Source organism: Alicyclobacillus hesperidum (genome assembly GCF_900107035.1).
Taxonomy (GTDB): domain Bacteria; phylum Bacillota; class Bacilli; order Alicyclobacillales; family Alicyclobacillaceae; genus Alicyclobacillus; species Alicyclobacillus hesperidum.
Genome location: NZ_FNOJ01000013.1, coordinates 11,485 through 27,410 on the forward strand (window position 1 = coordinate 11,485; position 15,926 = coordinate 27,410).

The window sequence follows — 15,926 nt, forward strand, 5'->3', positions numbered from 1 at the left end:
CCTTTGCTGTTCAACTCAAAATCTCGTGATGTGGCAATATACACATGCAGAATTCCTGCTATGACTCACGTATCCGGTTGCATTTTTGGACAAACCAAAATTTTTTGTCACTCCACACCAATGGCTTGCCTCTCGCGTTTGGTTGCGACTTCTTCATAGATTTGCTGCGTGGCCTTTGCGATGCTTTGCCAGTCAAAACGGGCGAGGTCTGCACTTGCTGTTTCACGCAAACGACGGCGCAGTGCCGGATCGCCAAGCAAGCGGCACACCTGTTGCGCGATGGATTGGGCATCGCCTGGGTAGACTTTTAACCCGTTGCGATCGTGATCGACGATGTCGGACAGCCCACCGACGTCCGACGCGACGAGCGGTGTGCCGGCAGCCATAGCCTCCAATGCGACGATGCCAAATGGCTCATACAAACTTGGCACAACGACCGCGGAAGCCGTTTGCAGCAAATCATTCCGGTACTCGTCATCCACATACCCAGCAAACTCGACGTACGGATCGATCCCTAGCTTGTGGCACTGTTGCTCCAATTCGCTGAGCATCGGCCCTTGCCCGACGATGACGAATCGGGTGTTGGGGAATGCCCGTAAAATGGCTGGCGCAGCGTCGAGTAAATGCTGGACGCCCTTTTCGCGCACAAGACGCCCCACAAAGACCACCGTGGCGCTTTTTCCGTCCTTTTCTTCATGCACACCAGGCATCCAACCCGCTGCAGGCAACGAAACCTGGATTCCGTTTGGCAGAAGCCGTACCTTGTCAGATGGGAGCGCAAACAGCCGCTGCACCTCGCTTTGCATATACGAACTGCAGACGATCACGCGCGCTGCCTCATAGGTGAGCACCCATTCGCGATGATGAATGTAAGCCTGTGTATCCGTATAGATACCATGGTTGCGGCCGTGCTCGGTGGCGTGAATCGTCGCAATGAGTGGCAGTCGCCAGCGTTGTTTCAATGTCTTCGCCGCATCGGCGACGAGCCAATCGTGCGCGTGAATAACGTCGACGACCAGTCCATTCTCGGCGAGCTCCAACGCACGATCGAGCATCGCAAGATTCATCTGAAACGCAAAATCGATGAACGATCTGCCATCGGGTTGACGCACGCTGACGCGATGGACGTGCACTCCATCAACCGTATCCTCCAGTGGACTGTCGCCACCACCAAGCGTGATGACATGGACATCGACTCCCTGTGCTGCCATGGCACGGGCGAGATCGTAAACATGACGCGACAGGCCCCCAACCGAGATGGGAGGGAATTCCCAGGACAGCATCAATATTGATCTCGGTGGGTCAGTTGGATGATTCTTTTCAATGGCTTGAACCCCGATATGGCTAGATGATTGATAGAGTCGATAGTCGATCTCCGGAAAAAGGTTGTCGATGGACTCCACTTGTTGCAGGAAGTCCATGTCGACATGCTTTGCCTCTACCATGTCCAAAAGAGCCAAGCATCGGTTGATGTGTTGTTTGAAACGAGAAACCGCATAATTCACGCTTGTGCGCTGATCCATGATGAACGACCAGTCACTGCTTTGGGCGAGCATTAACTCGCGCGCAGCTTGATTGAGCGCCCTCTGCACCAGAGGCGACTCTTGTTCCGAGCGATTGGCACTCCTCGTAAGCCGCCTTTCACACTCATGCAATGCTGGATACATCCAATCGTTGGTCCCATTTAGCCAGACCTCGCCGTAGCCGTTGCGCCCCCATGAAGAAAAGCCGAGGTCGACGCAAGGATAATCCGGGTATAGCGCGAGGTACTCGGAAGGGGTAATCGTTCTGATTTCGCTTTGATCAAAATGAAGTTTGCGTAGTAACACGTCGAGAAAAATAGGTCCCTCGTACCACCAGTGTCCGAACAATTCTGCATCGTAGGGAGCCGTCACGACAGGCAGTCTCCCCATCTGGCCATGCATGTACGCCAACTGCTGTTGCCTGTTGAACATGAAATTGCCCGCATGTTCGCACGCCTTTTCGCGGGCACGCGCGAGATCGTACGGCTCTTTGTCGACGCCTCGACCTGTGATCCGGTAATACTTAAAGCCGGTATTGACGCGAATCCCATCAGGATGAATAAATGGCTGGATGTATGCTTCATCTAAATCGAAGCCGATGTCGCGATAATACTCTCGATACTCATAATCCCCTGGATAGCCATGTTCAGAACTCCAAACCTGGCGCGAGCATTCCTCATCGCGAGCGAACGCGGCAATCCCACTGTTGCCAACGAGAACTGGGGAGAACGTACCAAACGCAGGACGTGGCTCGGCCGAGGTGAACGCATGGGTGTCGACAAAGAAATACCGAATGGAATACTCCTGCAGATACGCGAGAACGCGTGGCGTGTACGCGCACTCGGGCAGCCAAATGCCCGGGGGTCGAAAGCCAAAACAAGATTCAAAGGTCGTCACTGCAGTGGCAATTTGAGCGCGGATGGCCGCTTCAGTCTGGATATAAGGCAGAAACGCGTGCGTGGCAGCGCTCGTCATGAGTTCAATACAACCGGTAGCATGCAGGTCTCTAAATGCGCTCACCAAGTCGCCATGGTAGTCGTCGTAGAATTGTTGAATGTCGCGCAATTTCTGTCGATAGGCCCTGGCAAGCGCATGAAACTTCGCATCCCCTCGCGTGCGCTCTACCTCGAGTTCAGCAAGCCTCAACGACTTATCTAGGTGCTCCTTGTAGCGATCTTGCAGGAGCGCATCGCGCAGCATGGACAAAAGAGTCGGTGAGAGCGAGATCGTGACCCGAAAATCGACTTTGTCGCGGACTAGTTGCTGAAAGACTTGAAGCAACGGGATGTAACACTCGGTCATGGCTTCAAAAAGCCAACGTTCCTCGAGCCTATCATCGCGATCGACATGTCGTACAAACGGTAAATGAGCGTGCAAAACCAGGTTGAGATAACCCTTTGACATAGCTTTCTTCGTCCCTTTCTCGATCAGCGCGTCAGATGATAACCGTCAAATTGATCTGCATACCGCAAGCCAGGATGCCCACTGATGACAGCCTGACCATTCACGACATTGAGATCTGTGGCGGTTTCCTTGTTCGCAGAAACCGATAAGGGCGCGGCGAATGTCACAGATGGCTGCACTCCGTACTCGGCGCGTGACGGCAATGGAACCATGTTGGAGCGCAAGAGGCTGAACAGCTCTCCTTGGCGGTCAACGGCGAGATCGACGATATAATGGCGACCGGGGACGAGATTATGGATATACCAATTCGTGGTGGACGTATCGCCAATGTTCTCTTGGCGGATAAGCGGCGCGTTGTGTCCATCGAACCAGACACCCGTGACGTCGTAAACACAAATGGCAAGAGGCATGTTCGACCAGTCGCACAGCCAGTGCTCCTCACATAGCCGACGCCAGTCATCTGTCACAAACCAATACGCAAACAAACAGGTAGGATGGATGGGAAGGCAAAACATGTGGCTTCGTTGATACGAGACGATCCAATCTTCGTTGTACAATTGTCGTTCCACGGTGTTCGTAGACTCCACTCCTCCACTGGTGTACTGGCCCTCGCAGACTTTCGCTGTCTCGTCTACAGACCTTCACTCACACCATATGTGCAGGTACGAGAGTTCATGCGATAGATTCGATGGTAAATTGAGAAGATCCGATGTGAGACAGCCCGGCAGGCACACCGCCAACCGGGCTGTCTATCCCTATTTGTCAATGCTGCAAAACAAAAGTTGGCATGGCCACAACCATGCGATTGACCGCACTGAATAACGCCTTGATGGAAGCATTCATAATATCTGTATCAATTCCGCATCCCCAGTGTGTCGTGCCCTCGGGATCCTCAATGCTAATGTAAGCTACGGCTCTGGAGCCTGAGCCGACCTCCAACGCATGCTCCTTATATGTTAGATTGGTGTACTGCAAGCCGAGGCTCGCCTGCAAAGCGTTGCTCACAGCATCCAGGCGCCCGTTTCCGGATCCCCTGATGGTACGCGTCTGCCCATTCGTGTGTATGGTCAGTGTGGTGGGATGCCCCGGCCCCTCATCGGCTTTTACATCCGAAAATGCAATAGGCTCCGCCAGGTTGACAAACTGCTCAGTAAAGATATCTGCGATCTCGTCGACCGACAGCTCCTTTTGCAAGCGATCAGATACTCCCTTCACGGTATAACCCAAATCTTCACGCATGCGCGGCGGCAGATCAAAACCGTATTTTTGCTCGAGTAAGTAACCTATGCCACCTTTGCCGGATTGACTGTTGATGCGAATGATGTCCCCCTCATACTCGCGCCCAATGTCCTTCGGATCGATAGGGAGATATGGCACGGTCCAATATTCGCGCTCTTCTTCCTCACGCCATTTCATTCCCTTTGCGATCGCATCCTGATGGGAGCCTGAAAATGCCGTGAAGACAAGCTCTCCCGCGTATGGATGGCGCTTGCCCACCTGCATCTTGGTCAAGCGTTCGACCACCGACTGAATTTCCGGCAAACTCTCAAAATGGAGTCCCGGATCGACACCATGTGAAAACATATTGAGTGCGAGCGTGACGATATCGACATTGCCTGTGCGCTCGCCGTTGCCAAATAAGGTGCCTTCCACGCGATCCGCCCCCGCCAGCATCGCCAGTTCTGCCTCGGCCACACCAGTGCCACGATCATTGTGTGGATGTACGGATACAATGACGTGCTGACGATCGCGAAGGTGGGCGCTCATATACTCAATTTGGCTCGCGTAGACGTGCGGCAAGGAGAGTTGGACCGTCGATGGTAAATTGATGATAACCGGACGCTCTGCAGTCGGCCTCCAAACGTCCAGGACTGCATTGCAGACGTCCAGTGCAAATTCGACCTCCGTGCCGGTGAAGCTTTCTGGGGAGTATTGAAATAGGAAATGACCCGGTGTCTCGGCCGCCAGCTGTTGACAAAGCTCCGCACCTGAAACAGCAATCTCGACGATTTCAGACTTTGGCTTGCGAAATACCTGTTCGCGCTGCGCAATTGACGTCGAATTATACAGATGGACAATGGCTCGTTTGGCACCAGTCAGCGCTTCAAAGGTCCGGCGAATAATGTGCTCACGCGACTGTGTGAGCACTTGAATGGTGACGTCATCGGGAATCAAATCGCGTTCAATCAAGGTCCGCAAAAAGACAAACTCGGTATCAGACGCAGCCGGAAAACCAACCTCAATCTCCTTGAACCCGATATCCACGAGTAGCTGAAAATACTCGAGCTTTTCTTCAAGATTCATCGGAACGACAAGCGCCTGATTGCCATCGCGTAGATCCACACTGCACCAAATAGGCGCCTTATCGATGTACTCCTTCTGCACCCAATTCCAGCTCGATTCCGGTGGCACACTGTACTGCCGGGTATACTTGTTCACATTTTTCACGATGTTCCACTCCCTTTTCATCTCTTTGTCCCAACAACTAAATAAAAAACCCCGTCTCCGGTTAGAGACGAGGCATAGTTGGCTCGCGGTACCACTCTAATTGACTTTCCAACGAAGAAAGTCCACTTTGCTTGATGGCAAACACCATCTATCCCTGTAACGTGAGAATCACGGCACACCCTACATGTCGGGCTGCAGTTCATGGGCGAGTTCAAAATGCGCCTTCTGCCGATTCGCACCACCCATCGGCTCTCTGTCATCCGGCCACGTTTCTACTACTCCCAATCTTCACTTTTCGCACAATTCTGTTGAATTAACTGTAGCGTGATGAAGCTTGGATTGTCAAGGGACGAATTGGCCAACACTGCTCTCACATCGAACTGCGTGGTCAAAAAGCAATCCATCGTTGTTGCTCGCTGCTTTCCCAAGCAGCTTCCGTGAGCCGTGCAACCTGATAACCACTTTCCGCCGTCGCTGCAGGTGCACTGATTCGTCCGAGGATAAGGTCGATGAAATTCTCGTCTGGATTTGTTGTGACTGGCAAATCTTCGGCAGCGACTGGACGTAGCTCCGAATGTACGCCTTTTGCCACGAGAAGTTCGCCATTGCGATACAATGCGGTTCCCTTAGACCCGTGGATTGCGACGTCTTCCCACCACTGGATAGAGGCACTGCCAACTACGTTAAGAGTACAAATGACGTCATGCTCGAAACGAATGGTTAATGCGGAGTCGATATCAACTTCGGTGCCGCGATTGTCGGTATGTGCAAAAACAGATTTCGGTTGCCTTCCGATGAGCCACAACATGACGTCAACAAGATGCGATCCAGAATCATTCAACTGTCCGCCGCAAGAAAGTTCTCGATTCTGCCTCCACGTGCCGCGTTGGGATTCCAACCAGGACTGCGCCTGATATGCCGTGGCATAGCGAATCTCGCCGAGTTCTCCACTTTCAATTAATGTCTTAAGATATACGTATGGCCCCTGTAACCGTCGTTGGTAGCTCACAGCAAGATGACGTCCCGCCTGTTGAGCCATCTCGATAAGTGCCCTCGCATTGACGGAACCCGCCACAAACGGTTTCTCCATCAAGACATGCAACCCCCGTTGCAGACACATCTGACCTTGCTCAAAATGTTCTGCATGCGGTGTAACAATCACGGCCGCATCGGCCTGAACCGCCTCCAGCGCGGCTTTTAACGAGGAAAATTCAGGGGTTGATTCCACCGCCCCAGATATGTGTTTCGTCGTAGCAATCGCCGCCGACGAGGGATCGACGATTCCCGCGATTTCTACGTCACGTAAAGCGAGCAAGTTGCGCAGATGGGCTCTTCCCATCCCACCAGCTCCAACCAATAGTACGCGGACAGCTGCCATGTCCATCTCCCCCGGTTACGCAAAATACTGAGCAAGATGTCGAAAAGCGCATTGAATACCACGTAATTCATCTTCGGCGCTACCCCAAAACCGAATGTCCTCTAGTTCGATACTGACACACGCGCCGTATCCAATCCGGCTCAGTTTCGACGCAATTTTCCCCCAATTCACTTCACCTGTTCCCGGGATACAATAGCGCCAAGATCCTTCCGAAAAGCGCTCTGGAATAGAAAGTCGCGCTGGCAATCCGCCGTACAAATACTGCCCATCCTTAAGAATTTCGGTATCTTTCCCGTGACAGTGAAAAATTCGGTCCTGAAACTCGTCGAGCACCCGTAAATAATCAATTCCTAAGCGCACAAGGTGCGATGGATCGTAGCACAAACCGATATATGGAGAACGGACCCTGTGGAACATCTCGCGCCATACTTCTGGCGTATACCCGAGCGTCGGGTAATAGGGTGCTGGCCCGGGCCAACCTTCAATGGCGATGCGTACTTCATGTCGTTCACAGGCCTCAGCAACAACGGGAAATGTTTCTGTGAAGTAATCGAGAGACTCAGAGATTGGTTGGTGAGCCGCTTGGGGAACAAGGCATACAAAAGCCGTCTTTGCACCAAACGTCGCCAGTTCTTCGATCTGCCTACAAATGCTTGCCGTGGCCTGTTCCCGCTCCTCGGCATGAGGCGATAGAAGTCCGGACACGCCAGCGAGATCAACAGTCCCTATTTCGAGCCCCGACAAATCTCCTTCCTCGGCGGTTTGCATAGATTGCAACGAAGGTAGATCGATTGCGGTTAGGCCCATTTCGCGAAATTGATTAGCCACGAATTTGATACCCTGCGCCTGTAGTTGAGGTGACAACCTTGCCCCAATCAAATTTCGCATGCCTTTTCTCCTCCTTAGCACAATCGATGGTGTTGGGTTCGGCATAACCCGATCACGTTACCTTTGTCACCTCCTTCACATCGTCAGCACGTCATCCTTTGGTTGCTCCGCCGAACTGAAAACCTGTCGACATGTAGCGTTGGCCTAGGACGTACAAAACAACGGCTGGTATTGTATACAGGATTGAAAATGCAGCCAATTTCCCGTACTCCACGCTGCCGTACTGGCCAAAAAATTGGAAAATGGTCACTGAGGCCGGTAATTTCGATGGCGTTTGGATCAGGATAAACGGCACGAAAAAGTTGCCCCAGCTTCCTGCAAACGTGAAAATACCCACCGTTGATATGCCAGGTAACATCAGGGGCGCGACAATCTTGCGCAGACTAGAAAACGCTGACGCACCGTCTGTCCATGCAGCTTCTTCAAGCTCAATAGGTACGGAGTCCATAAAGTTTTTCATTATCCATATTGCATAAGGCAATCCGGAAGCAGCCAAAAACAACGTGGTCCAAAAGATTGAATCCGTGATGTGAAGAAACACGAACAATTCGTACACAGGCACCATGACAGCCGTGATAGGAAGGCTGGTGGAAAAAAGGATTGTATACATAAATGGCCGCTTATACTTTAAGTGATAACGAGACAGCGGATAAGCTGCGAATCCGGCTACAATGACAACCAGAATGGACTGCCCAAGCGATATGATGACACCATTGACAAATGCCCTCTGATTCGCGGGATCGGACAAAATGGCCCAAAAGTTGCCGAGTGTCCAATGCTGTGGCACCTGCAATGCTAGAGTGGCGTCGCCATCAAACGCAGCGAAGATCATCCACAATAGCGGGACCACAAAGGCAATGCCGATAAGCACTAATACCACATGAACGGTGACCGCATCTGCCTTGGCACGATTCCACTTCTTCATCCTCTCGCCTCCCTCGTCTAGTCGTATCGCTGCAATCCTTACAATTTCACTTTCAACATGCGCAGGTACACGAAGCTCGCCACAATGCCGATCATAAGTAAGATGAGAGAAATCGCGGTACCATAACCCAATTGATAGTCACTGAACGCCTGCTGATACATGTAGATGGGCAATGTCGTGGTGCGATTGCCCGGCCCGCCGCCAGTCAGCGAATAGATGAGTGTGAACACGCCAAGCGTTTGTAGCGTAATCAGCATCATATTGGTCGCGATCGAACCCTTGATCATGGGGAGTGTCACTCGAACGAAACGCTGAAATCGACCAGCACCGTCGATGGCTGCGGATTCAAGAATCTCCTTCGGGACGTCGCCCAGTGCAGCCTGATAGACCATCATGGAAAAGGCAGTGCCGTGCCATATGTTTGCGATAATCACAGATACCATGGGAAACGCGTACAGCCAAGCGATGGGTTGGACATGAAACACAGAAAGGAAGGTATCAAGCGTTCCACCATCGCTAAAAAAGGCGTAGAAGATGAATGCTACTACAATCTCTGGAGTGACCCACCCGGCAATAACCAAGACACCAATGGCACTACGAAACAGTCGATGACGTTCATTCATGAGAACGGCGAGCAACAATCCTAGCACCTGTTGACCAATAACCGCAGAAAATAGGAGGAACACAATGGTCTTGATGACGCTGATGCGAAATGTCGGATCCTGAAACATGGAAACGAAATTTTGAAAACCGACAAACTTAGTTGCGAGACTTGAAGTACCTGTCAGTGATAAATTTGTGAAGGCAAAATAGAAGGTGAGCAGTATGGGTACGAAAAAAAACACTGCGAGTAAAAGCCAAGATGGAAGTAGGAACATGATAGCTCGCCACCCGTTGTGATGACCCACACCGCCTGGGACTCTATTTCGACGTCCCGTAGACTTGGCGAAGGCGTGCACAGCCATGATGCAACCTCCTATGCGACGCAGTCAGGGCGTGGCTTTTGCCGCGCCCACTGCAGTCGTGACGTCATTTAGACACGGTTTCCGTGTTACTCGCGCCAACAATTCGTTGGACGTTGTTCGCGTATTGTTGCATCGCCTGTTCTGGCGTAAGTGCACCAGTCGCAACAGCTTCAACGGCCGCCTGAATTTGTGTAGAAACACTCGGATATTGTGAGTTGGCTGGACGGAAGTGTGTGAATTTCTCAAAACTTGTGGCTACTTTAAAGAACTGGCCAGGCGCATTTTCGTAAGCTGGATCGTTCGCAATGTCCTTCCTCGGTGCCAGATTTCCCTGATGTACGTCATACCACTCCATGTTCTTCTTATCTGTGGCAATCTTAATAAAGTCCCACGCCAATTGCTTATTTTGTGATAGATGCGAGATGGAGAGTGCCCATCCCCCCGACATTGAGGTATATCCAGGTGCCTGCCCAAATTCAGTTGGCATCGCCGTCAACTGATATGCCTTTGTCCCGTCCGGCCAAGGTGCCGGTCCATTTTTCTGCCAAGATCCTGGTAGCCAATTCCCGTCTAAAGCTATGCCAATCTTTTGCTGTGGCATGAGCTGTTGTGACTCGATATTTCCAGCTTGGGCATTTAAAATTTGTGAGAAACTTGGTCCGAGGCCATCCGCGTAGACAGTTTGAATCCACTTCAATGAATTTAAGAAGCCGGGACTCTGTACAATCCACTTATGCTTGGCGGCGTCGTACAGCGTATCGTGCGTCCCGTATAAGAGCATCTCGAACGTCTGCATCGTGGTCGCTTCCCCAGTGGCCTTGCCAACTTGCATCCACAGAGGTACGACCCCAGGAACTTTCTCTTTAATCTTTTTCGCTGCATTAAGCACGTCATTCCAGTTCTTCGGATGCCATGGTACTGGAAGACCCGCCTCCTTAAAAATCTTTACGTCGTAATATAGCCCCCGAGTGTCAGTACTATATGGAACTCCATACACCTCTCCGCTATTAGATGTCGATCCGGTCTTCATCGCCGCACTGAACTCAGACCAGTCGGGCCAGCTTTTCACGTCGGCATTTAACGGTTGCAAATATCCCGCGGACCCATCGGCATTAATCAGAAACGTGTCTTCCGTCACCACGTCGGGAGCTGTGCTGGCCGATTTCATCATTAAATCAATCTTTGTATAGAAGTCATTTTCTGAGGCTTCTATCGGCTCCAACTTGACCGTTACACCGTGATACTGTTTCTCAAACTGTTGTGCTGCTTGCTGCAGCCATTCCTGATTAAAATATGGTGGATTTCCAAACTGTTGGTACGCCACCGTGATCACTCGTGGTTTTGTCGTGCTTGCTGCGGCTTGCTGATGCGATGTCTGTGCGGGCGAAGTATGTGAGCTGTTTGTGGCACACCCAGAAAGGCCGGCGCAAGCGAGCACTATAGACGAACCGATGCAAACCGTTCGTTTTTTCATCTTCCGTTCCTCCCTTTGTAAAATGTGTTGCAAATGTTTACTTTGTTGCTTCTGCACACAGATTCGATTTACTCAGCCAACCGATAGAAACCGTTTACATGCCAGCATCTCTGGGTGTAATCCACTTCTGTGTTACGAATGTATTACGGCGATGCAATGTTCATACCAGGTCTATGATGAACTTTGCACAAATGTGTGCGACGAAAGCGATAAACATAAAAATGTATCTGAACCGCATACAAATGTGACAGCGATTGTCACTTGGGTCCCTGTGTGGTCCTTTAGCTATGTCAAGCATAACGGTGTTTTTGCTCCTGATTACGCAAAGTCGCAAGATAAGGTATGTGATGCGAGGATGAACGCAGGTAGCCCACTTCAAGATGAAATTGTGCAATGGTTGCGCGAGCGCATCATGGGTCACGAGTTGACACCCGGCGATCAGCTTCCTACAGAAAAGCAGTTATCAGAGCAACTTCGTGTTAGCCGGATCACCGTCCACCGGGCGTTGAAGCGTCTGGCAGACGAGGGGTTGATCCATCGTTACCCTGGGAAAGGTACGTTTGTTGCCAGCTCACCCCCAGCCGTCAAAGAGGACATGGAGCGATACGAACACAACAGCTCTGCGAATACGAGCTCAATCGCATTTATTCTGCCCGGAATATCTGCCGCTTTCGGTACTCAACTCCTAAAAACGGTTATATCCACGGCCGAAGGGGCGGGGTTCAATGTCGTGATCAGCTTCACAGATAACTCACAGGAGGCGGAACGTGCGGCCATTCAGAGGGTCCTACGAGAGGGAGTAAAGGGAATCCTTGTAACTCCGGTGAACGGAGAGTACTACAACGACCTGATCCTTCGGCTACATCTTGACCACTTTCCAATGGTACTTGTCGATAAACGCCTGGATAAAATCCCTGTTCCCTTTGTCACGACAAACAACCGTGCAGCAGCTTATGAATTAACCAAACACCTTGTTTCTCTAGGTCATAAGCAGATTGGCTTCCTGTCTCCCCCCGACGAAGTGACTACGTCGCTACAGGATCGGTTTGCAGGTTATTTGTCGGCATTAGCGACAGAGCACATCCCATTTGATCCCGATTTGCGAATGTGTAATCTGCCGACCGGAGGCGCGATCGACAAGCCAGACGGCAAAGTGGTTTACGAAAAAATTGAGCAGTTCATCTTGACACACCAGAATATGACGGCCCTGATTGCGACGGAACACGTCTTTGCCACGATGCTGGACGACATTTGTGCCAAGCACGCAATTCGCGTGCCAAACGACTTGACGATCGCATGCTTCGATAGCCCTGCGTCATGGATTGAAAAACAAAAATTCACCCACATCGCACAGCAGGAGGAGCGTATCGGCAGAACGTCGGTCGAACTGCTGCTACAGCTGATTCAGTGCGGCCCTCGGGACGTTCCTGTCGCCATCGAATTTCCTGGTCAGCTGTCTATCGGTCGCTCGTCGGGTCCACCACCGCTCGGCTCGGAATCCAATACCTGATCAAAAAATGTGGCCAACCTGCAAAGAGGTGGCCACCGTGCATTGCCTAATGTTCACTTGCCTAGCTTTTGCCTCCGCATCCGCGTGAATGTGTCAAAGGTGACGGCCAACAGCAGAATGGCACCTTCCACGAGGTACTTTGTGCTCGTTCCTGCATCCAGCAGGGCCATTCCGTTTTCGATACTCCCGATGACCAAAGCACCAGCCAACGCATTCCAAATGCTCCCGCGGCCGCCGAACAAACTCGTACCGCCAATGACCGCCGCAGCGATGGAGTCCATCAGCAAATCGCTGCCACCAGCCGCTGTTGACGCCGCCCCCAAGCGCGATGCGCCAACGATACCTCCGACCGCTGCAAGCAATCCGGCTAAAGTGAAGACAGCAATCTTCACGCCTTTCACGTTGATGCCCGCGCGACGTGCCGCTTCTTCATTGCCACCTAAAGCATAAATGTGCCTACCAAACGTCGTACTTTGCGACATCCAAGCAAATCCAGCGACGAAGACGATCAAGATCAATCCGGCGATGGGCACTCCTTGATACGCGTTGAGCACCACCGTCACCACAATCATGACGATCACGCTCGCCACCACGCGCACCCACATGGCCGATGACGACTTGACGGGCAACCCCATGCTTCGTCTGGCCGCTTTATCTCGCCAAACGCTCCATATGACAAGTGCGATGGAAATCGCAACAAGCAACCAACTCAACCAAGCGGGCAAGTAATTGCCTGCAATGGCATTGATGGTGTTGCTCATGATGGGAACTGTGCCTTCCTGGCCAATCAGCACGAAGAGTAGTCCCAGATACCCAAGCGATCCGGCCAAGGTCACGATAAATGAAGGCACGCGCAAAATGGTGACCCAAAATCCCTGAAACAAACCGATGATGGCACCACTTGCGGCGCCAGCAAGAATAGCTACGTACGGGTTGACGTTGTTCGCCGCCAACTCAGCTAGAATGGCTCCACCGACGGCGCTCACCGCCGCGATCGACAAATCGATCTCGCCAAGTAGCAAAATCAACGTTTCACCAATCGCAAGTAGTCCGTATTCTGCCATTTGTAGGACTAGGTTGGAAAGATTACGACTGGTTATAAACTGGGGATTTAAAATTTCAAAGACAATCCAAATAAGAACGAGCGATAGGAACACGGGTAATTGCTGAAATTCTCCACCCAGCAGGCGGCTCATCAGAGAACGCTCGCGTACAGTCGGTACCCTCGGATTTCCTGCCTGGCCAATATTCGCCGTCATATCAGGAAGTCACCTCCTCCACTGCCGATGCGCCTGTAATGGCGGCAACCACCTGTTCAGGCGTCACGTTTCCACGTTCAAACGCAGCCACTGTACGCCCCAAGCGCAGTACAACGATCCGATCCGCAATTTTAAACACGTCGTTCATATTGTGGGAGATGACCATCACGGCCTTTCCACTTTGCGCGAGGCGCTGAATTAGCTCCAACACTGCGCGCTGCTGAACGACGCCAAGTGCTGCCGTCGGTTCATCGAGCATGACCAGTTTGGATCCCCACAGTACCGATCTTGCGACAGCAACCGTCTGCCGCTGCCCTCCCGAGAGAGAAGCCACCTGTGTGTCAAGGGGAGGCAGGCGAATCCCTAACTCATTCAGAACCGGCATAGCTCGACGTTCCATCTCGTTCCGATCCAAAACGCGCACCAACCCTGGAATCAACGTGCGACGCAATTCACGCCCAAGAAACAGGTTGGACACAATATCCAAGTTATCGCAAAGCGCCAAGTCCTGATAAACCGTCTGAATGCCCAGTTTCTCCGCAATGGCCGGGCTGTTTAAACGTACGGGCTCGCCCTCAAATAGAATGTCACCTTCGTCAGGCTGCTCGACGCCAGCAATCATCTTGATGGTCGTCGACTTTCCTGCCCCGTTATCCCCGACAAGGGCGACGATTTCGCCAGCCGCAACAGAGAACGTGACGCCGTCCAGTGCTTGCACGGCACCGAATCGCTTGCGCAGCCCCCGAACCTCGAGGACGCAATGGTTTGCATGACCTAGCTCGGTCACAAATATCCCCCACTTCATCTCGCCAAGACGACCGGGGAGCCACCGCTCCCCAAGTCTATACAATGGGCAAACACCAATTATTGTTGTGCTGGATTTTTAATATGAGCCCAAGTGGTATAACCGTCTTTGATGACCGTGCTGGCCACGTTCGCCTTCGTGACCATGATCGGCGTCAACAAAACGGAAGGAATTTTCGCAGCCCCGTTCGCGGTCGAACCATTCACAAGGCCAGTCGCCTTCTTGCCGGTAAGGATGTCGTAAGCGAGATCAGCGGCCGCTTTTGCCTCTTCCTTAATTGGTTTATAAACGGTCATCGACTGCGTACCGTCGTAGTAAATGCGATGCAGCCCAGCGTCTGTCGCATCTTGCCCCGTCACAGGAATCCCTTTGATGTGCTGTTGGGTCAGAGCCTGAATCGCCGCACCCGCGAGGTTGTCGTTGGCCGCCAGAACGCCGTTGACTTTGTTGTTCAGCTTTGTTAAAGCCTGCTCCATCTCGGTCTGTGCGGTTGCCGAATCCCAGTTTTGCGTATATTGCTCATAGCCCAATTTCAGTTTCCCTGATTTAAATAGCGGATCGAGCACTTGGTGAGCTCCCTCTGCAAACTGCTTTGCGTTCGGGTCTGTCGGCGCACCATCGAGCATGACAACCGTGCCGCCTTTTTTCGTGTGCTGGGCAATATACTCGCCTTGCAACCGACCGACTTCGACATTGTTGAACGATACGTAATATTGAACTTTCGCATTCATAATCAGGCGGTCATACGAAATCACTGGAACCTTCGCCCGACTCGCTTCCGTCACGATGGTCGATGCGGCATAGCCATTCACAGGCGCCACAACAAGCAATTGCGCCCCGTTTGTGATAGCGCTCTCCACCTGTTGCAACTGTGTGGACTCAGACCCTTGGGCGTTGTTGTATATGATTTGTGCATTCGGGTCTAGTTTTTTCATTTCTGCGATAAAGTCGGGCCTATCATCGTACTCCCAACGTGGTGAACTTGTCGTTTCCGGCATCAGAAATGCAATTTTCACTTTCGGTGCAGCGCTGCTCGCCGCTTGTGCCGACGTCGACCAAGCGAGCCCGACGCCGCAGCTACTGGCTGCCAGGACAGCGCTCGCGATACTCGCACGAATACCCCACGTTTTTTTTCCCATTCTTGATATCCCCCTCATAAGATTCAAAACGAGTCATAAGCACTAAGGAAAGCGCTTTCCTGAGCCCTGCCAAAAATACGCGTCCTCGGTCACAACGCGTGCCGTAACCAGCTCCCCCCTGTCATCCAGAAAATTCACCATGTTGCCGAATCTATGAGGTCTTGAGATATGCTTACCAAATACCGAATTGTTTGTCAACGAGAAAAAC

General features: G+C 51.9%; 12 protein-coding genes and 1 other annotated feature. Of the genes, 1 reads left to right on the top strand and 11 read right to left on the bottom strand.

Going from position 1 to position 15,926, the window contains the following annotated elements:
- Positions 1–107: 107 nt before the first annotated feature.
- The 8 genes from BLU70_RS10135 to BLU70_RS10170 form a co-directional block, all read right to left on the bottom strand.
- Positions 108–2,927 carry a 1,4-alpha-glucan branching protein domain-containing protein gene (locus BLU70_RS10135; protein ID WP_074693383.1) on the bottom strand — a complete coding sequence of 940 codons (2,820 nt, stop codon included), beginning with the start codon at positions 2,925–2,927 and terminating at the stop codon, positions 108–110.
- Between the two features lie 23 nt (positions 2,928–2,950).
- Positions 2,951–3,496, bottom strand: a complete 546-nt coding sequence (locus tag BLU70_RS10140; RefSeq protein ID WP_074693384.1) for a DUF4912 domain-containing protein — start codon at positions 3,494–3,496, stop codon at positions 2,951–2,953.
- Between the two features lie 193 nt (positions 3,497–3,689).
- A complete protein-coding gene (locus BLU70_RS10145; protein WP_074693385.1) occupies positions 3,690–5,375 on the bottom strand; it encodes a 2-isopropylmalate synthase in 1,686 nt (561 codons plus the stop codon).
- Between the two features lie 60 nt (positions 5,376–5,435).
- Positions 5,436–5,673, bottom strand: a binding site (T-box leader).
- Positions 5,674–5,763: 90 nt separating this feature from the next.
- The gene (locus BLU70_RS10150; protein ID WP_100218688.1) at positions 5,764–6,753 is read right to left on the bottom strand and encodes a Gfo/Idh/MocA family protein; all 990 of its coding nucleotides are present in this window, start codon (positions 6,751–6,753) and stop codon (positions 5,764–5,766) included.
- A 15-nt stretch (positions 6,754–6,768) separates the two neighbouring features.
- On the bottom strand, positions 6,769–7,641 hold the full coding sequence (locus BLU70_RS10155) for a sugar phosphate isomerase/epimerase family protein (RefSeq protein WP_074693386.1): 873 nt from the start codon (positions 7,639–7,641) through the stop codon (positions 6,769–6,771).
- Between the two features lie 91 nt (positions 7,642–7,732).
- On the bottom strand, positions 7,733–8,566 hold the full coding sequence (locus BLU70_RS10160; protein WP_074693387.1) for a carbohydrate ABC transporter permease: 834 nt from the start codon (positions 8,564–8,566) through the stop codon (positions 7,733–7,735).
- 38 nt (positions 8,567–8,604) lie between these two features.
- The gene (locus BLU70_RS10165; RefSeq protein WP_052012397.1) at positions 8,605–9,444 is read right to left on the bottom strand and encodes a carbohydrate ABC transporter permease; all 840 of its coding nucleotides are present in this window, start codon (positions 9,442–9,444) and stop codon (positions 8,605–8,607) included.
- Positions 9,445–9,595: 151 nt separating this feature from the next.
- The gene (locus BLU70_RS10170) at positions 9,596–11,005 is read right to left on the bottom strand and encodes an extracellular solute-binding protein (RefSeq protein WP_074693388.1); all 1,410 of its coding nucleotides are present in this window, start codon (positions 11,003–11,005) and stop codon (positions 9,596–9,598) included.
- 355 nt (positions 11,006–11,360) lie between these two features.
- Between BLU70_RS10170 and BLU70_RS10175 the strand changes: the two genes are divergently transcribed.
- Positions 11,361–12,515, top strand: a complete 1,155-nt coding sequence (locus BLU70_RS10175; RefSeq protein WP_176780881.1) for a LacI family DNA-binding transcriptional regulator — start codon at positions 11,361–11,363, stop codon at positions 12,513–12,515.
- A 53-nt stretch (positions 12,516–12,568) separates the two neighbouring features.
- Here BLU70_RS10175 and BLU70_RS10180 read toward each other — a convergent pair whose 3' ends face one another.
- From BLU70_RS10180 to BLU70_RS10190, 3 genes are read right to left on the bottom strand one after another with little or no spacing between them, the layout of a single operon-like run.
- Positions 12,569–13,774, bottom strand: a complete 1,206-nt coding sequence (locus BLU70_RS10180) for a sugar ABC transporter permease (RefSeq protein ID WP_074693390.1) — start codon at positions 13,772–13,774, stop codon at positions 12,569–12,571.
- Between the two features lies 1 nt (position 13,775).
- Positions 13,776–14,624 (bottom strand): ATP-binding cassette domain-containing protein, encoded by an 849-nt coding sequence (locus BLU70_RS10185; RefSeq protein ID WP_237716500.1) that lies wholly within the window; start codon positions 14,622–14,624, stop codon positions 13,776–13,778.
- A gap of 14 nt (positions 14,625–14,638) precedes the next feature.
- Positions 14,639–15,718, bottom strand: coding sequence for a sugar ABC transporter substrate-binding protein (locus BLU70_RS10190; RefSeq protein ID WP_006447908.1), 1,080 nt, complete (start codon positions 15,716–15,718; stop codon positions 14,639–14,641).
- Positions 15,719–15,926: the final 208 nt, after the last annotated feature.